Origin of the sequence: Vibrio sp. THAF190c (assembly GCF_009363355.1) — a bacterium.
In the GTDB taxonomy this organism is placed as follows: domain Bacteria; phylum Pseudomonadota; class Gammaproteobacteria; order Enterobacterales; family Vibrionaceae; genus Vibrio; species Vibrio fortis_A.
In genome coordinates this window covers 1,881,834-1,900,225 of record NZ_CP045338.1, presented here as the reverse complement: position 1 = coordinate 1,900,225, position 18,392 = coordinate 1,881,834, and the positions used below count along the sequence as shown (strand labels likewise).

18 protein-coding genes and 1 pseudogene are annotated in these 18,392 nt (G+C 42.3%); 10 read left to right on the top strand and 9 right to left on the bottom strand.

The window, feature by feature from the left end; genetic code table 11:
- Window positions 1–25: 25 nt before the first annotated feature.
- Window positions 26–460: a hypothetical protein gene (locus FIV04_RS08455; protein ID WP_253895332.1), complete on the bottom strand. Its 435-nt coding sequence runs from the start codon at window positions 458–460 to the stop codon at window positions 26–28.
- Window positions 461–943: 483 nt separating this feature from the next.
- On the bottom strand, window positions 944–1,687 hold the full coding sequence (locus FIV04_RS08450) for a hypothetical protein (RefSeq protein ID WP_152468867.1): 744 nt from the start codon (window positions 1,685–1,687) through the stop codon (window positions 944–946).
- 508 nt (window positions 1,688–2,195) lie between these two features.
- Here FIV04_RS08450 and FIV04_RS08445 point away from each other — a divergent pair.
- Together FIV04_RS08445 and FIV04_RS08440 are read left to right on the top strand one after the other, a co-directional pair.
- The gene (locus FIV04_RS08445) at window positions 2,196–3,608 is read left to right on the top strand and encodes a hypothetical protein (protein ID WP_152468866.1); all 1,413 of its coding nucleotides are present in this window, start codon (window positions 2,196–2,198) and stop codon (window positions 3,606–3,608) included.
- Between the two features lie 340 nt (window positions 3,609–3,948).
- A pseudogene (locus FIV04_RS08440) lies at window positions 3,949–4,201 on the top strand (cytosolic protein).
- Between the two features lie 124 nt (window positions 4,202–4,325).
- Here FIV04_RS08440 and FIV04_RS27320 read toward each other — a convergent pair.
- From FIV04_RS27320 to FIV04_RS08430, 3 genes are all read right to left on the bottom strand, one after another.
- The gene (locus FIV04_RS27320) at window positions 4,326–4,448 is read right to left on the bottom strand and encodes a hypothetical protein (RefSeq protein WP_009846997.1); all 123 of its coding nucleotides are present in this window, start codon (window positions 4,446–4,448) and stop codon (window positions 4,326–4,328) included.
- Between the two features lie 60 nt (window positions 4,449–4,508).
- A complete protein-coding gene (locus FIV04_RS08435; protein ID WP_150872770.1) occupies window positions 4,509–4,766 on the bottom strand; it encodes a hypothetical protein in 258 nt (85 codons plus the stop codon).
- A gap of 235 nt (window positions 4,767–5,001) precedes the next feature.
- The gene (locus FIV04_RS08430) at window positions 5,002–6,240 is read right to left on the bottom strand and encodes a ferric reductase-like transmembrane domain-containing protein (RefSeq protein WP_152468865.1); all 1,239 of its coding nucleotides are present in this window, start codon (window positions 6,238–6,240) and stop codon (window positions 5,002–5,004) included.
- A gap of 191 nt (window positions 6,241–6,431) precedes the next feature.
- On the opposite strand from FIV04_RS08430, the gene FIV04_RS08425 reads away from it, so the two are divergent.
- Both FIV04_RS08425 and FIV04_RS08420 read left to right on the top strand, forming a co-directional pair.
- Complete coding sequence (locus FIV04_RS08425; RefSeq protein WP_152468864.1) at window positions 6,432–6,770, top strand: cytosolic protein; 339 nt, start codon at window positions 6,432–6,434, stop codon at window positions 6,768–6,770.
- Between the two features lie 295 nt (window positions 6,771–7,065).
- On the top strand, window positions 7,066–7,992 hold the full coding sequence (locus tag FIV04_RS08420) for a hypothetical protein (RefSeq protein ID WP_152468863.1): 927 nt from the start codon (window positions 7,066–7,068) through the stop codon (window positions 7,990–7,992).
- A 134-nt stretch (window positions 7,993–8,126) separates the two neighbouring features.
- Here the strand turns inward: FIV04_RS08420 and FIV04_RS08415 are convergent, their stop codons facing one another.
- Together FIV04_RS08415 and FIV04_RS08410 are read right to left on the bottom strand one after the other, a co-directional pair.
- On the bottom strand, window positions 8,127–9,479 hold the full coding sequence (locus tag FIV04_RS08415) for a linear amide C-N hydrolase (RefSeq protein WP_253895330.1): 1,353 nt from the start codon (window positions 9,477–9,479) through the stop codon (window positions 8,127–8,129).
- A 341-nt stretch (window positions 9,480–9,820) separates the two neighbouring features.
- Window positions 9,821–11,329, bottom strand: a complete 1,509-nt coding sequence (locus tag FIV04_RS08410) for a DUF3360 domain-containing protein (protein ID WP_152468862.1) — start codon at window positions 11,327–11,329, stop codon at window positions 9,821–9,823.
- A gap of 631 nt (window positions 11,330–11,960) precedes the next feature.
- Between FIV04_RS08410 and FIV04_RS08405 the strand changes: the two genes are divergently transcribed.
- From FIV04_RS08405 to FIV04_RS08395, 3 genes are all read left to right on the top strand, one after another.
- Complete coding sequence (locus tag FIV04_RS08405; RefSeq protein ID WP_152468861.1) at window positions 11,961–12,515, top strand: hypothetical protein; 555 nt, start codon at window positions 11,961–11,963, stop codon at window positions 12,513–12,515.
- A gap of 273 nt (window positions 12,516–12,788) precedes the next feature.
- Window positions 12,789–13,661, top strand: a complete 873-nt coding sequence (locus FIV04_RS08400) for a patatin-like phospholipase family protein (RefSeq protein WP_152468860.1) — start codon at window positions 12,789–12,791, stop codon at window positions 13,659–13,661.
- A 34-nt stretch (window positions 13,662–13,695) separates the two neighbouring features.
- Entirely contained in the window at window positions 13,696–14,052 is a 357-nt protein-coding gene (locus FIV04_RS08395) for a hypothetical protein (protein WP_152468859.1), read from the top strand.
- Window positions 14,053–14,163: 111 nt separating this feature from the next.
- Here FIV04_RS08395 and FIV04_RS08390 read toward each other — a convergent pair whose 3' ends face one another.
- A complete protein-coding gene (locus FIV04_RS08390; protein ID WP_152468858.1) occupies window positions 14,164–15,936 on the bottom strand; it encodes an ABC-F family ATP-binding cassette domain-containing protein in 1,773 nt (590 codons plus the stop codon).
- Window positions 15,937–16,504: 568 nt separating this feature from the next.
- Entirely contained in the window at window positions 16,505–17,140 is a 636-nt protein-coding gene (locus tag FIV04_RS08385; RefSeq protein WP_099166198.1) for a recombinase family protein, read from the bottom strand.
- A 142-nt stretch (window positions 17,141–17,282) separates the two neighbouring features.
- Here FIV04_RS08385 and merR point away from each other — a divergent pair, with 142 nt between their 5' ends.
- The 3 genes from merR to merP all read left to right on the top strand — a co-directional run bounded on the left by merR (window position 17,283) and on the right by merP (window position 18,390).
- Entirely contained in the window at window positions 17,283–17,675 is a 393-nt protein-coding gene (merR, locus tag FIV04_RS08380; RefSeq protein WP_099166217.1) for an Hg(II)-responsive transcriptional regulator, read from the top strand.
- 67 nt (window positions 17,676–17,742) lie between these two features.
- Entirely contained in the window at window positions 17,743–18,090 is a 348-nt protein-coding gene (locus tag FIV04_RS08375) for a mercuric transporter MerT family protein (protein WP_099166197.1), read from the top strand.
- Window positions 18,091–18,114: 24 nt separating this feature from the next.
- On the top strand, window positions 18,115–18,390 hold the full coding sequence (gene merP, locus FIV04_RS08370) for a mercury resistance system periplasmic binding protein MerP (RefSeq protein WP_099166196.1): 276 nt from the start codon (window positions 18,115–18,117) through the stop codon (window positions 18,388–18,390).
- The last annotated feature ends 2 nt before the right edge of the window (window positions 18,391–18,392 follow it).

Sequence of the window (18,392 nt, the reverse complement as noted above, 5' to 3'; positions counted from 1 at the left end):
TAACTTCCTAAGTTTCCGTCAAGTTCTAATAAAACAATCCCCTTTTTTCACCAGAATGCTTTTCTCGCTGAAAGAACTCGGTATAAGGTGTCTGTTGAGAGTCTGCAAAGCACTGAGCTGGAAAAAACTCTCCTTCATACTTAACCTTTTGCGATTGTCGGCCGTTGCTGAAATCCAAGAAAACTGTGTCTAGTTTTGCTCGGTCAACTCCAATAGCATCCCAGCATGCATCGTAATCGCCGGGGAGAGGCTTTCTTGTGACATAACTACCATCAATATAAACCTTAGTGCATCCAGCGTGTTTTAGAGCTTTTATAGCATCCAAAAGCCCTTCATATTGTTTTCGTCTATGGGGATTGAATACAAAAATCTTACGAAACTCTTCAAGACCTAGTTTATGTATACCTTCCTCAAGCACAGGCCATGGCGCAAGAGGGTAGTCAACAAAGCGAATAGACATTATTTGAAATGAAATTAGTTAAATATAAGCATGGCTTATATCATAAGTTGATAGGAAAACTGAAAATATCTCTTTCAATAATGAGATGTATCCACATTAAAACAGTGGATATGCGTCTGATTGTTGCTCTCGTTACTGCCAATATAAGCTAACAAAAGATAAATGGATTCTTGAACTGTTTACAGCTCTATACTTTATAGTGGCTATATTGATTGAGAGAGGGTTTTCTGTGTTCATAACGCTTGATAGTACCAATGCTATGGCTTCAATATCGTATAAATGCCGCGTGGCATCTCGTGACTAATATCTTCTGATAGAAAAACAAAAGGCCTCGCATTGTGAGGCCTTTTTACTATTTGTCGATTCTGAGTTTCGAATCATAGATCGTTGCTTGTTAAAGTATTCGATCCGCCCTTTATATACTCGTGGTTGGAAGAGAATTCTTACATTTACATGGAAAAGTAAATTATGATTTTGTATACACTATAATTTAATGTACCCTTCACTCAATAGTTCAGATTCAATATCAGCTCTATCCTTGTCAACTATGTTACTGTTCCCACAACTGCTCAACTGAACCGTGGGCTGCAGCATTAGAGCCAATGAACCTTCCTTTAGTGTATGAAGGGATGAATACCCATAAGAACTAACATCTGCACCGACTTCAATGCCAGCGAACGTTGCAACAGAGGATACTTCTTTTAATCCATAATCCGATGATGTACCTAAATATGCTCGCGTAACATAAAAATAACCTGCTTTACAAAATTTAGGATCTGCTTCTAGTTCAGATGATATCAATTTCCATACTTCTGAAAGATCAACCTTCTTATTAACCTCTGACACATCTCTATGAGATCCGCTAAATACAGCCATTGCAGCAAGATTCGAATCGACTTCACGCTTAAACTTGTAATCCTTGCTATATGTCAATTTTTCCTTTATTAAGCTTTCTTCATCATAATTATTGAATAAGTTTTCACTTACCAATGTAAACGCTGTATATGTAACACCACCAATTAGCTTTTCACGTTTTTGATATACACTGCCTACTGCTGTGCTTGTTTCTGGTATGTCCTTTATCCAATATCTGTCACTAGCCTTGACTAAGTTTGTACTGTCTAAAAATTGATTGACCTCGTTATTTTCAGTGGTTTCCTGGACTTTTTGACTCACACCGCAAGCACTTAAGACAAAAGATATTAACAATACTAGAAATCTATTCATAAGGTGCTCCCTACCTTCTATATAGTAGTTAATCTATTACCTAACCTAGGGCTTTATTGATGCCCATTGTAAATAGTAGTCAAGACTGAAAAACTTACGTATAAAAGATAGACAGAATTTTTAAATTGAGAGACTCGACAAGAAACTAGTGTCGTCGAAAAAATTAGGCGATAGACTGTAATTTTAACGAGATCTGATTCACAAAATTACTATGTCATACGTTTCTTTATAACTCGAATTTAGCTCAGAAGCTTAACTATCACCAAAGTTGTTTTATAGCCAAAATTATCAGCTAAGGGACTGAATTTTCAGGTTAGAGACTTGGATTATAACGAGTAACATTGAGTCTTATTGAACAACTATCGTTCAAAGAACAGAGTCTCTATATGGTATGGATAGAGTTTGCACATAAAAAAATCTTTTGATTAAGTGCTAATATCATATGCAATTATGTTCATTTTTTGGTAATGACATAAATGAACTCTTTTCAACTAGCTTGGATTTGACTATGCCAGAACTGCTTAACAGACTCGAAGAAAGCTTGGGAAAAAATATATCTCAGATTTGTGATGGGAAATTTCATGACACAAGTGCAAATCATTGCGCGCATTATGTAAGTCATATGGCTGGGTTAAGTTTCTCTTTCAATTGTATAGACTTCAAAGGAGGTTTTGGTACTCCTGCCAACGTACGAGTTCATGAAATATTTTCCCAATCTCCCAAGGTCGGATTATGGAGTGAGGCTATTATAGAGAGGGAAGTACTCGTTTTTGTTACTCGGACTGAAAATGTTGACCTTGTAAATAAACGAATGAGGAATGTACCACAAAAACACATCGGGATTTTTGCAAATGGTTCTGTATACCACTACTCAAATTCATTGAATCAAGTAGTAAAATGCTCACCTCAACAATTTCTCTCAGAATTTAATGAAATCTATCAAGGTGAACAAGGGCTTTTTTTCGGCTCGTTTCCTGGTGAGGATCTGGAACTTGAAATCAAGCCATCAGCTAATTTAGTTTCTAGAGGATTAGCGTTTGACTTAGTAAAAGAAGGTCGACGTTGGTATGCCTCCGTTGGTGGTGATACTTCCCAGCGCTTTTATGTTGGTAGCGAAACGAAAAAAGGTAAATATGTTGGCCTTTTCATGAATCCTAATGATTACTACGGACCAACTTATCGCGCAGAGGACTATATTGAACAATATGATCATTGGGCGCAATTACTCGAGTTAACAGGGTACTGTGAAAGTAAAAATAACTTTAACCTAATTAACACTTACGATAGTGCAAAATTTACGTTCGGTTTTTTCCAATTGGCTGCTCATACAGCGAACGATAACCTGGTTATTTTCTTTCGTAGACTAATGGAGCTTTCAAATTCATCAGATTACTTTCCAGAGTTAGGGCTTCACAATGGACACCTTCATCGTGTAAATGAAAACGGAGGGCTAACAAATCTTGAGGTAGAAACTAATTCAGGGCCCGCTGGACGACGACAACTACAGCGATTTATGGACTTCCTCAATGCAAAGCGCAAAGAGCATGACATGCAAGAAGTGTTACAGGCAGCACGCGTTATCCATTGGTCAAATCATGATCAAGAGATGCGAGACCTGCAAGTTGAAGTTGCTTGCGAGATACTGCAGGCTAAGTTGGAACGTTATTCACGTTGGTACGACTTGGATGGCTATTCAGACACCATTTGTGCTCTCATCGCAGATATTCATCATCAAGGTCGAGCTAGAAAGAGTAAAGTCAGAGCTGCTTTACGATCGGCCAACCCAAAAGAGAAGTTAATTAATATAAACACTAATTATAAAGGAAGAATTAATGATCTCAGGTTTAAGATCAAGGAAATGGAAAATAGAGGAGTTTTAGGTAATATGATATATGATGCTGGGCTAAATGAGTTCAGATAGTAGTTAATAATGTAATATTATGAAATCTATTTAACTATAGAATAATTAGTCAGAATCGACCTTGTAATTAACTCTGCACAACTGTCTTTGTCGTTGTATCTTTTATGATTTGAAAAATAGCAGTTGGTTTGTATTCTTTCTAGGCGCATAAATTTCCTATTGATTGTAAAAAGTAGGCTACTTCCACGGTAGCTCGAGAGACACGATGAACACCTTACTTTAGACATCATACTTTTGGTGTTCGTAACACTTGGATGACTAAACCTCCAAGTATTTATTTTTCCTACGCTCACTGCTCGATAGTGATAGAATCCCCGCATTAGAAATATCGAGAACCACTATGTTTATCCATCATGTAAATGGCGTCGACTGGCTGGTGATTACTGCCTTTGAAGAACTGAAGCCGATGTTTATCGAAGATGCTGTCCAATCCCATCGTACTTCTCTATCAACAGCGAATTGGCCAAAGTAATGATCTTGAGGAAGATTTGAATCCACAGTAAGCGTGTATTGTTAAAGGGCGTAGCTGTGTATTCATTTACCGCGGCGACTACGTAGCTTTTGTCGATAATGAGCAAACTTTCATTACCTGAATGGATTAAAGCCTGTGAAGTAGGGCGGTTGTAATCACTCTATAGATAAAACTAAGGCCTCGTGTGTGAGAGGCCTTAGTCTTTTAAGTACAATCGATGGAGTCTGCCACCCTGTGAGAGCACATTACTTTTTGTCTTGAGATTCTTTATATTTTTTTGCAATCCACTCATGCAAATGAAGCCCCGTTTGACGCTGTAGGAATACACTGATACCAGCCAAAATTAACAGTCCAATTATTGTGCCCATAATCATCTCCACGCTTTGTCATTGTGTAAATTCAATTTAATCAATGTCTTAGTATTATGACTAATCCATTGATTTCATCATTTTGTCTATATTAAGCCCACCAAGATCCTCGAGGTTGTTCTTAATCTCCTCATCTATTGATAACTGGCGTTCCACTTTCTTTACTTCCTTCTCAAGAAACTTTTCAACTTCTTGAGATACGTTGAACATTAAGCCTTGCTCACGCGCTGCTTTTCTCGCTCGTTTAAGACGAAAATCTAAGTCTGATCGGATTTTAATGTTCAGTGATACCTTGGGTTGTTTTTTCTGTAATGACATATCGATTCTCAAGTTTGCCTAAAAAATACTATAAACTTTTCTACCTTTTTAGCAAGAAAATTTTTGGGGTGATGAACTCTGAATCGAATAGGAGGCACGAAAAAGCTAAAGGTATTTACTACGTTGAAGACTCAGGCCTCGCTTGTACGAGGCCTTTTTCTAACGGTTAAGGAGGGCAGGGCATCCTCAAAGGAACGGGTGGGGACGATATTTATCTATGGTTGTTGGCATAGCCTTATCTCATAGAGAAATTTTCATTGTGCCATTGTGTTGGACACACCCCGTCAGAGATCAGTTGTTCTTTTAAGTCCTTCATCATTTCTTCGGGACCACATGCGAAAAACTGATGATTTTTCACCGGCGTCTCGACAAGCTCAGTGATCACTTGTGCATTCAAACGTCCATCAAAATCGGCTTGTGTATGTAGTGTTACGTTTTTGCTCGCTACTGAATCTGATAACTTTTTAATGATTTGCGAATAAAACTTACCTTTGCCGACATAAAACAGGTGAATAGGTTGGTGCGATGGCTTCACAGTTTGAAGCCAAGAGAGGAAAGGAGTGATCCCGACGCCACCAGCAATCCAAATTTGCGGTTTAGTACTATCCTTTTCAGCATGTAATCGACCGTATGCACCATCAATTTTAACTTTGTCTCCAGTTTTTACTCTTGAGTACAGTTCACTTGTGTGACGGCCTAAGCAGCGTATAACGAATTTCAGCTCTTTTTCATGTGGTGCTGAGGCGATGGTAAAAGGGTGAAAGTGTTCTACTTTATCGTATCCAAAATCGAGGTAGGCGAATTGCCCCGCATGATAGTGAATGCCTTTGCCATCGGTATTGAGTGTAATCTCAAGGGCACCGTCAAGCTTCTCTACATGAGTAACAGTGTAGTCTTGATAGGTGGTTGGCTTGATGAAGGTCTTGTATATCCAGCTTAAGCTACCTACAAGCGATACGATGACCAAAGAGATGCCAGTGACACTCTCGATGACGAAAGGAATATCCGAGAAAAACGTATGGTAAACCGCAATCAGGAATATTGGCCCCATGAGTTTGTGCGTGTAATACCAAAGACGATAAGGCAGTGTTTTAACCATGCTTACGCTACCAAGAAGCAGCAATCCATACATTGCCCATTGACCCAGTTCTTCTCCAAATTCAGCGAATGAAGGATCGATACCATTCCCAGCGGGGCCGGGTACCAACAACCAATGAAACGAAGCACCAACAAGGCCGAAAATACCTAACCATTTATGCCAGATGTACGCACGGTCCATCCCTCCCACTAGTGACTCTATCCATTTTGGTCTGCAGCTCAATAACATCGCTCCCGCCATAGCGATCATCGAGACTGTGGCAAAGAACGCTGGGATCTTGCGGGCCAACTCAAGGTCAGCAGGTAAAAGGAACCAGACAATTACACTGCTTAAAGTGATCGATATTAGGGTTTTTAATCGGGGAGAGAGCTTCATATTGTTCGTCGCTTATCAATGGATTCTTTAATCAGAATGTCATTTCAAGTGTGAATACGAGCTGAATAAAACAGTTATGTTTCAAAGAGAAATGACAGCGAGGTCAGGTCTTGTTTTTGATCATCTAATTTCTCCCACGCTCTTCTCTCGATAGTGATAGAATCCCCGCATTAGAAATATCGAGAACCACTATGTTTATCCATCATGTAAACGGCATCGACTGGCTGGTAATTACCGCCTTTGAAGAACTGAAACCGATGTTTATCGAAGATGCTGGCCCAATCCCATCGTACTTCTCTATCAATAGCGAATTGAGCCTTATTGACCAAGCCAAGCGCAGCTATGGTTTTTTGCCCACACTTCGCGGCGTTATCACTGATACCGGCACCTATCAAAGTAAAGACCTTGAAGAAGACTTGAACCCGCAGTTAGCGTGTATTGTTGAAGGACGTGGTCGCGTGTTCATTTACCACGGCGACTACGTGGCCTTTGTCGATGACGAGCAAACCTTCATTACTCGAATGAAGTAAAGCCAGCGAAGTAGGGTAGTTGTAACCCTTGATAGAAAACTAAGGCCTCGCGTTTGCGGGGCTTTTTTGTGTGTGGAAGGTTTTACTCGGCACATTCATTACCAATTTGCGAGTCGTGACGGAATCTTTCACCCAATAATCGCCTAAAACGGCTGTCTCATAGTTATACAAAAGATTTATCAATCATCGACTAGGTGGGGAATCAGCAGCATTCTTATTGGTAAGAGCTGAGCAAACCTTGCGGGTGCTTGTTATTGAAACAATAACTTTAACTATGTATTTAGGACGTCCTACTATGGCTAAGAAAATCATATTCATTCACGGTCGCGATCAAAAGCCCGACAAAGCACCACTTCAAGCGCTCTGGTACGATGCGATAGAACATGGCTTACAGCGAGACTGTGGAGGCTCAAACGGATTACAAGCTTTTAGAAATGTTGAAAAACGGTTTGTCTACTACGGCGAGCTTTCAAACTCATTGCTAAAAAAGCCAACTGAAGACCCTGCAAGTCGACAACAGGCATTGGCGCAGTTAAAAGAGTACCAAACTCATCAGTTCGACAAGGTAACGTATGATGAGGTATCTAAAATCGGCTTTCTTAAAGAGGCCTTGGCAGATACTTTTTCAGCGTTATTTGGAAGATTAGGGATAGCCGAGACGCTCATTACTAAGGTCGCGCCAGATATGGATCACTATTGGAATGAAGATTCCTATTTTGGTAGCGATGTTCGGCATAGATTAATGGTCGAACTGAAGGAAGCGCTTGATAATCAAGATGACGTGATGATTGTATCGCACAGCCTTGGTTCGATGATCAGTTATGACGTGTTATGGAAGTTATCTCACTACGGTGAGTACAGACATGATTATGGCGCTGATAAGAAGGTAGACTTATTGGTTACGCTCGGCTCACCGCTAGGTGATGAAAACGTGAAAGATAGGCTTAAAGGCAGCCGCCTAAAAGGTGATAAGAAGTATCCCTTGAACATTCAAAAATGGATAAACATATCGGCGGAAGATGATTTTATCTCTCACGATAGTGAAATCAAAAACGACTATAAAGAGATGCTTGAACTGGGTTTAGTACCCGGTGGAATGAAAGATATCTACCCAATTTATAATCTCAACATCCGCAACGGGAAAAGTAACCCGCACGCGTCAATAGGCTATCTTATCCACCCTGAATTTATTGCAGTATTGGATGAATGGCTCTCGAGTTAAGTCAGCTCTAACTAATTGCTGGTTGAACAGCAGATACAATAAGGCCTCGCACGTGCGAGGCCTTTTGTGTTTCGAGCAAAGCTTTATAATAGAAAGGGGCAAACAACCTATTTCACTTAAGTTTAAGTGTAGCGCTATTGTTCGTTTACCTTATTTGTAATATCAATGGACTTATTATCAATATTTAACTTGTATGGTTTTTCTTTTTCTAGCTTTTTAAAGTCTAATTTATTTAGGTCTAAGCTGAATATTTGTGGTGATTCGTACATTCTCACTGAGTACTTTTTATTGACCAAGTCCGATACGGTTGCCCACTGTGTATAGTCATGAACCAGTTCACCAGTGGAGTCTCTACTCGTTCCCTGCGGAATATCCACGGTATTTAAAATATGGAAGGCTAATGTCGTCGCGTCTTCTTTACCTACTCTAATATCTCTGCTCAGCGCTTCTTTTCTATGTTGCATAGAATCCAAGTTGGCAACCAAAATATCCTCATCATCAGTTAACTGATACACAGGGAAAGAGAAGTTGGCCATCATGGACGCTCTTACAAAACGATCTAAAGGCGTCGAACTACCAGGGACTTTAGAAAAGCCTGTACCTTGAGCGTGAGAGCTGCACTTAAATCGACTTGCCGCATTATCATAGGTTTCAACATTAGGGGTTGCTGCGTGACCGTCATTGTCTTGGAAGTTAAACGGCACCACATCAACATAGTTGTACAGGACATTCTCTTGCTGCCAAGCAATCAACGGGTCGTTAGTTAACACACCGATTGGGTTAAGGTCGGTAATCGTGAGCTTTCCGTCTACGTACTCCAATACGATGCTATTGCCCAAAGCGTCTTGTACGTGAAAATGAAAGTGCATTGCACTTGGTACTTTAGAAAAAGGATTGGCAACTAGGATTTTATCTTCATCTGGGATATCGCTTTCTTTTAAGTCAGACCCATGCTTATTGACGACCAATTTATCGTACTGGAGACCATCAATAACATCTTGGCAAGTCGCACAGTTAGACAGGATCCACGTAGTAATACTCGGATAATAAACCACCCCTTTGCTGTTTTTTAATTTTCCATCTTGTTTCAGTGGTTCTTGATATTCAGATTGCACTAAAACCATCGTCCCAGACGTCAATCCTTCTTTATTCATACCATTGCTCGCGATATCGGCCAACATCTGCGATACACCAATGCTCTCTTCGATTGAGGTAGCAAACCCATTTAAAGCAACAAAGTCGTACTTGCCTTTCCATGTGTATAACTTGGTGTTAACTAGGGTAATGTCTGGTCGTACAACAAATTCATCACTCGCAAAACTGTATGGTGTCAACTCCTTCGCAGCACCTTGAGTGTACTCATATCCTACGCTGCGGAAAAATAACTCTGATTTAAGACTGGGTCCTAACTCCATTGAACGACCAACTACGGGGATGTTTTTGTTTGGGTCCAATGTCATCCCTGTAATGGAAAAATTAGTGCACATATTGACTGTCCTTGATAAGTAGAGAAGTAGGCCTCAACGGTCGCATACATAAGTTAATTCCCTTAAGTTATTGATCCAGCTTATGCCGCGTATTTTCCCTGCTGAAATAAGCTTCATCAGTAATGAGGTCATTGAGGCCTTGAAGATTACGCTCCAATATAAAACACTATGCATATTTAGATTTCAAGCTCTGCTTCTTTGGTGTGGTGCAAATTTGAGGTACACCTCCTTGTAGATAGACATTAAAGTTTGAGCGGAAATACGCCTTATAAAAGCTCCTCATAACGTAACAAAACTTAATGACAGAAAGGGGCGAACATTCGATAACTCTTGTTTAGAGGTTAACGAAAACTCGGGATGATTGCTGGAATACCCGGTAGAAGGCCAACCAATGCCATCACACTTGTTAGTACAACAAACATAATGCCCGGTAGTACCCAACGGCTCATCTTACTCAGTTCACCACTACGTTCTTTACAGCCGACTAAGCCCAAGTTGTCTAGTAGCATAGTGATAGACCAACCAAATGCTGGGTTCACAAGCGCTGATGAGAACACAACAATCGCTGCTGATTGAGTAGTTTTGCCTTCACGCGTCATCTCCATGCCTGCCTCAAGCAGTGGAACGAATACACCAACAATCAGAGCCACACAAAGTACAGGTTGCCAGATAGCTAAATCCATCGGGTAGCCCCAGATCGCAGCGATGATACAGAACAGAGCCGTTAGCAAAGCACCCGCCGGAATAGGGCGTTTAGCAATCGCCGCAGGTACGATGTAAGTACCCCATGAAGACGTAAAGTTAGTACCGCCAAGCAGCGAGCCGAACGTTTGACGAATAGACGCTGTGGTCATGGTGTCATCAATGTTCATGTGTACTTTTTCAGTGCGCTCTGGGTAGCTGATCTTTTGGAATACTTGATGCCCTAAGAAATCTGGTGACCACATCGCTACGGCTAGAATTGCGAACGGAAGAACTACCATGAAGTGTTCAATCGTCGGTAGGCCAAGCATCCAACCTGTATCTTCTCCCCACCAATACATAGGGTTCATGTTCGGTAGACCCGGCTCAGTTTGGAAAGCGAATGGAGCGCCCATAGCAAATGCAATCGTACCACCCAACAAGCAGCTAAGAGGCACGGCTAACCAACGCTTACGGAAGTGTTCTAGCAGTGCGTACAGAATAATGGTGCAGAAGATCACCACAAAAGCGATGTGGCTCATGCCGATCCCTTCTGCCCAAGCGAACAGCTTTTTCACTTGAGAAGCGGTTCCCACAAAGCCAAGGTAGAGCAGCAATCCGCCACACACGCCTTTACTGGTGAGGTTGGCCAACATACTGCCACCTTTACTGATGGCTAACAGCAAGCCAAACGCGCCAATCAACAAGCCAAAGGCCATTGGGTGACCGCCAGCGGCAACCACAATTGGGATTAATGGAATAAGTGGGCCGTGTGTACCTGCGAGGTTAGCTGTCGGTAATAGAAAACCAGAGAAAAGGATGATGAAAACAGAAGCGATAAGGAGCTCATAACGAACGTTTTCTAGGATGAAGCCTTCGTTTAGCCCAAGCGCTCCAGCAAAGGTTGCTGCAATTGCGCCCACCATAACCACTTTACCAATAGTCGCGGCCATGGCTGGGATGGTGTCTTCTATCTCAAATCGATAATCTTTAAACGGTAAGTTTGGACGCCAGCGCTTAGGCGACATGATTTGTAATTCGTGCTCTAGATACTGTTCTCGGGATTCAAACTCTGAGCTTGGTTTGTGTTGTTGTTCATAGGAGAGTTCGTCCTCATGGGTCTGAGGCTCCTCTCTTGGGATATTTACGGACTCTAAAGTACTGCTCATTTTGATTCCTTTCTTTCACACTCTAAGGTGCGTTGTTCCAACAAACGTAATTTACTCACGATACGAAGATTCAGCGGAGTAGCTAGCGATATCTTTTTCTTCTACACAGAACGTCATGACTCATTTAGTGATGCAAACAATGCATCAACTTATATTTAAAAAGTCATTAACATTCAGTTGCTAGTACCTTATACCAAACCAAAAAAAACAAATAGAGTCAGTCGGTTAGACATTAGTCGTAGGATGAAGGCACTAGAATGAAAGCCTGTAAATCGGGTGGGGCAGCTTGTTTGTAGACGATGAACTTGATGGGTAATAAACGAATATCTAACAAGAAATGCTTGGCGCTAAAGCATCCGATAAAGTCCATTGACGAGGGCTTTCTGGCAATCTTGGGTGTGGTTTGACGATTAAGCTGTCTGAAAAGTAAACGATACGCTTGAGACCAAGGTATACGCTAGGAGGAAACTTTTGGTAACTCGAAAGGAAGAACGGCACTCGTTGTTTTAAGTTCTGCCAAGCCGAAACGTAAATCTGTCTGATAGTAACATTTTTGAGTTAAATTTATTGATAATAATTCTCATTACGTTATTTTGTGGTCTCAAACACACTCATTGTTGCGGAGACCAACATGGAACACTCGGATATTACTCAACTGCTTATTCCAAAGAGCGATTGGGCATCGCCTGATCTCTTTCTTTATGAAGGGGAAGACAAACTTCACCTGAGCTTAGAAGGCGCAATTCAATACAGTGGATTGAACAGCATTGGTGGCGTGGTTCTGGGCTTTAGGATGATCCAACACGCGGTGCAACTCGCGGCGGGTGACCAGTCTTTGCAACGTGATGGCATCAGTATTTATACCGCGTTCCCTGGACGTGGTGCTCAAGATGCCTTTGAGTACACATGCCGCGCACTGCGTGATAGACGTTATTGTTGTGATACCACATTGCACCACCCAGCTGCGCAAACTGGGCAACGTGGTCAGTTCTTGTTTACGATTCGCTTGAACGAGCAATCTATGGTGATGACGCCAGCCAACGGGTTACCAAGCAAAAGCTACTTTGAAGCAGATCGACATTCACAAGACGGCCGAGAAGCAGCATTGAGATGGCGTGATGAGAAGATTAACTTCGCTAATACACTGTTGAGCTTGTCGCCTGAAGAGTGCTTACGTGTGCTGTAGCTCCCTGTTTTTATTAACAGAATGAACACAGAAATAGAATGATCAACAAGAGGTCGCTCGCTTTTTAAGTGAGCGACCTTTTTAGATCAGCGCACTTAGAAACCAGATTCCTAGTCGCGCCTAGGCTTGCTGGAATGACTCGCTTCGCCGCCTACATATTAAAATGTACAGAGGTGGAGCAGTTTTCAAACCATTACACTGCGTGCGGTTATTTGAAGTGATATAATTTGTGCCTAACGCTTTGAAGAGCTGATGAATTAAAGGATTAGTACGATGACAAAAACAATCTCATTGGTACTTGGTAGTGGCGGAGCTAGAGGCTTAGCTCATGTTGGTGTTATCCGCTGGCTAATCGAACATGGCTATCAGATAAAATCTATCTCTGGCTGTTCTATTGGCGCGCTTATTGGCGGTGTTTACGCTGCGGGCAAGTTGGATGAATTTGAAGAGTGGATCACCAGTATCGACCAATCGGATATGACCATGTTATTGGACTTTTCATGGCAATCGAGTGGTATGTTCAAAGGGGACAAGATCATAGACTCTCTGCGTCAACTAATAGGTGAGATTGCTATCGAAGATCTGCCTATTCCTTATACCGCCGTTGCTGCTAATGTTGCTGAGGAGAAAGAGATTTGGCTGAAGTCCGGTTCTCTGTTCGATGCCATTCGCGCCTCTATCTCTCTTCCGCTGTTCTTCACACCTCATGTCATTAATGGTGAAGAGTTGATTGATGGGGGAGTGCTTAATCCTGTGCCCATTGCTCCAACTTTTGGCGACAACACCGATGTCACAATAGCTGTGAATTTAGGTGGCGAACCTGAACTGCTTAAACAAGAAGTGACACCAGTTTCCCTGCCTACCAAAGAGAGTAATCTGCACGATAAGGTTGCCCACTTTATCGATAACCTAGGTAATAACGTCAAAAGTAAAATGAGCTTTAACTTTGCAGCTTACGACATTGCCAACCAAGCGTTTGATGCGATGCAATCGACTATCGCTCGCCAGAAACTCGCCGCTTATCCTGCCGATATTACCCTTGAAGTCCCACGTAATGCGTGTGGTACATTGGAGTTTGAGCGCTCAAAGGAGATGATAGACAGAGGCTATCATTTGGCACAGGCGACACTGGGCAACCGACTTTAATTTGATGGTTACTGATTCGACGAAGAGAGTATTTATGGAAACGGAACTCAAACAACTTGAACTCAACGATCTGATGGCAACAAAAGATGTCATCGTGCTCACTAGTTTGGAAGAGCAGGCGATATCTTGGCTAACCAGTTACTATCAAAAAAACGCTGGTATTCAGATTATCGAGAACGCACACCAGCTAGATACTGAGGCGATTTTGGCGCAGTGTCGAAGCGGTCTTCATGAAGGTAAAAAGGTCATCCTCACCGCCCAGTTTCGTAGTCAACTTCCTATCATCAACATCGCATCATTGTGTAATGAGAAGCGCAAATCATTGATTAATATTGAGCTATCAGACTGGGATGAAGTACAGTGCCTTCCTCAGTCGTTTAGTAGTTTTTAGCTTGTCGTCATTTTGGATAAAATTAAGGCCTCACGTGAACGAGGCCTTGGTTTTGAGTGGAGTGTGTTACGAATGCTCAGTGGTTAGTATTACGCTGTTCACTCCAAGTTATTACAGGTTAAGTTGGTCAGTAATCTGTTCTAACTCTTGTTGCCATTGTTGCTGCATCTTTGGTTTCTGATGCTTAGGCTTACGTTGTTTGTCATCTTCAATTAAGGTTTCTAGTTGATACAGCCTTTCCAATATTGCTTCTTCAGAATCAAGACTATCTACTGCTTGGTCAGGGGTTGGTGAGGCACTACTGTCAGTTGATTCACTCTCCAATAACTCAACACCTGAGAACTCGCGGTCATGGGCTTTCGTTTCTGAATCAATTTCACCATACAACTTTTCAAGATCATGCCACTCCGTTAGCTCACCATCTTTAATTAACCAATAGCGATTACAGCTTTTTTCAATCAGTTCTCGGTCGTGCGTTACAAGTAACACTCCACCTTCAAACTGATTAAGCGTATCGCTGAGTTGATCTTTGCCATCAATATCAAGGTGGTTTGTAGGCTCATCGAGCATGAGTAGGTGATACTCTGCCAGTGATAACCCTAGCATCAATAACCGAGAACGTTCGCCACCACTCAATTCGCTTACTTTTTGAGAGTGTCTGTTGTACTCGAAACCAGCACTGATTAACGCGATTTTACGTCTCTCCTCACAGAGGTCAGTTAACCCTTCAAGGGAGTCAATTAAGGCGTCACTGTCATTCAGTTGCTTTAAGCTTTGGTCGTAAAAACCGAGTCGGCAACGTGGATGGAACTGAATATTCTCCATGTTAGTTATGCTCTGCGTATAGCTCTGCCACAGTATTTTCAACATTGATGACTTGCCACTACCATTGCTACCAATAATCGCAACTCGATCGCCACTTTTGATCTGTTGCTCAATCACCTGAAGTAATAGAGGTGCATCAAACGCGGGCTTCACATCGAGTTTGTCGATAGCGAGCAGTCGGTTTGCCTTAAGCGCTTCACCTTTTAAGGAGAGCTGCCAAGGTGCTCCCGAGGTCAGTTCGGTTTGCGTTTCTTTTAATCGTTCGACTCTTTTCTCCATGGTTTTGGCTTTTCTTGCCAGATCTTCGTTGTCATAAACTCGTCCCCAGTTCGCTAATCGTTTAGCGCTTTTCTCAACACGATCAATCTCTTTCTGCTCTGCCATATTTCTCTGTTTTGCTGCTTCGTCAGCTCTTGCGAGCTCATCCAGTGCTTTTGAGAAGGGCAGTTGGAAGTAGTTGAGGCGTTTGTCTCTTAGTATCCAAGTGCAGTTAGTGACCTTGTCCAATAGCTTTCTGTCATGTGACACGAGAACAAAGCTACCTCTCCAGTTGATTAGAAAGCGTTCTAACCACAGTAAGGTAGGGAGGTCGAGATGGTTACTCGGTTCATCGAGCAAAAGCAGATCTGGCTCTGAGATCAGCGCCCTTGCGAGTAATAGGCGTGTGTGTTGACCACCACTCAGAGAACCTGCAGTTAGGCTCCAATCATTGGGTGAAAAGCCCATATCAGAAAGGATCAGCTCTGCGCGCCACTGGTCTTGTAACTGTTCATCTTTGGGAAGCTTTGCAACCACGGCTTCAAGCATAGAAAGGTGCTCTAGGTTCGTTGGCAAATGCTGCTCGACTTGTTCGATTAAGCAGTGACTCGATATGGTAATAGCACCAGAGTGAGGTTCTTTGTTACCGCAGAGTAGTTGCAGTAGGGTACTTTTTCCGCTGCCGTTGTAGCCGACAAGGCCGATGCGGTCACCTTGTTTAAGGGTGAAAGAGATAGCTTCAAACAGAGATGTTGAAGGTGTGTTGAATGTAACTAATTGGGTAGATAATAGTGTGCTCATTGGCTTACTCAAGTTTTTCAGGCGTAATGACGCCTATCGTCAGTTGTTCGCTGACAATAACCTCGTAAGCTAGAGGGAAGAGACTCTAGTTAATCTGTCTGTTTTGCTACTTCGCTCAAGCTAGGTTATCGCAGCACGTTGCTGGTAAAACTTGAGCGAACTTCGTAAGCAAAAATGTATGCAAAAAATAATGCACACTGGTTCATGGTTACCTCCTTTTATTTCGTCTAGTGGATGGATATGGTCATTCTATCAGCTGATCTTTCAAAGTCTATGATGGGGCGCCCGAATGGCCTCTTAGTTTAAAGGAAGCCCTGCGTGGCTGGGCCTGAGCGCTGTTATAACACCAACGTAGTCACTTAGTTTTGTTGTTGTGTTGGGATACAAACACTGGTTGGCAGAGTTAAAAGTCGATCTTCAAAAACATGAATATTCGTGATTTTCGCAAGTTCATCGTTATCCGAATACGGCATTTTTACGATGGAATTGTTAAAGCTTACACTTGCGACCATGTCGTCTGGATGACCGGGTATGAAGCCCAATGGAACGAAAACGTACGCTAAGCTTCTTATTCCGCAGAACGCTCACTTGCCAACTTCTTAGCAACGCGAATGACTGTACGATCTGAAACATTGGTGAGTTTCGCGGTATCACTGATACTCAGCTTATTGATAACTCGTAGCTGATAGATTTTTTCGTGCAGCTCCGAATCGGCTTGCCGTCCTCGATATTTCCCTTCCTGTTTGGCTTTCTTTATTCCTTCAGCCTGACGGCGGCGGCGATCTTGGTAATCTTTTCTTGCGATAGCAGCTAGCATATCCATCATCATGCTATTTATTGCTTTGATCATCGATCCGGTAAATTCATCGGTAATTTGGGGAGAGAACGCGATATGACTGGTTGGCAGATCCAAGCTAATCACTTTGAGTTCTTTCTCGTGCAGCATTTCTTTTAATGTGAACCAGCTTTTCTCATCCAGACGAGAAAGCCTGTCTATCTGTTCAATGATGATTGCATCGCCTTTCGCTGCATCATCAAGTAAACGAAGAAGCTCGGGTCTTTGTAACGAAGCACCTGATTCATTTTCAATGTACCATCCAGCTATACGAAATCCTTTATCCTGCACAAATTTCTGTAAGGTGCTCTGTGCGCGTTTTGCATTTTGGTCGCTTGTTGATGCTCTAAGATAGCCAAAGATGTACATAATCTGCCCTAAGTGACATTTAAGTTATGATCTTATTTGGTGTGTCATATAGGTTATGACAAATATATAAAAACTGCCACCTTTTATCTGTGATCGTAGGGTATACTCAAAGGGCGTATAAATGAAGTTCGCCGGAGCTAGTATGAAGATTAGTGACTTAGCCACAAGTGCAAATGTCAATGTTGAAACCATTCGCTATTACGAGCGTCGGGGGTTGATCACACAGCCGTTAAAACCTGAACAAGGATATCGGGACTATCCTGAGACAACCTTAGAACGAGTTCTGTTCATCAAACGTGCACAAGAGCTGGGTTTCACACTGGAGGAAATTGCCAACCTGCTTAAGTTAGGAGATGACAATTGTATATCGGTACAAGAAATAGCTGAAAATAAACTGGTCAGTGTCAGGGGAAAGATAGCGGATCTATGCCGTCTTGAAAGCGTACTTGATAACCTAGTAACACAATGTAAGTGCAATCCCTCTGAATCATCTTGCCCCATTGTCGAAACACTTCTACCAAAAGATAAAAAATAAATTTGACTCCGTATGTAGGTACGGAGATTAGACTTACTTCATAGATAGAGAAAATATGGAGTAAGTCATGGAAAATAAGGCGAGTAACCTTCCCCTCATCGGGGGCGTGGTAGCCTCTATCGGCGCAGGTTTATGCTGCGCAGGCCCCTTGGTATTACTATTGCTCGGTATCAGTGGCTCCTGGGTCGGAAACCTAACTTTATTTGAACCTTATCGCCCCTTCTTTATTCTGGCTGTCGTTAGCTTATTTGGCTGGGCAGGCTGGAAGCTCTATCGTCCTCAATCAGAATGCCAGCCAGGGGAAGCTTGTGCTGTCCCCCAGGTGCAAAAGCGCCGAAAAGTAATGTTTTGGCTGGCAGCACTAGTGGCGCTGATTTTAGTGACCAGTAATTACTGGGTCTTATGGATAGTTTAAATAGAAAAGGAAAAGGTGATTAAAATGAAAAAGCTGTTACTTACGACAGGACTGCTCCTGACTACTTTCGGTGTCATTGCCAAACCACAGACTATCACCCTGGAAGTGCCAACCATGAATTGCCCTGTTTGCCCCATCACAGTGACTAAGTCACTGGAGAAGGTGAATGGCGTCATCGATGTTGAGGTGAAGTTCGAGGAACGACTGGCAAAAGTCACCTTTGACGATGAGATGACCAATACAAAAGCCTTAATCGACGCCACTACTAATGCAGGTTATCCCTCGCTAGTGAAAGAGTAGAT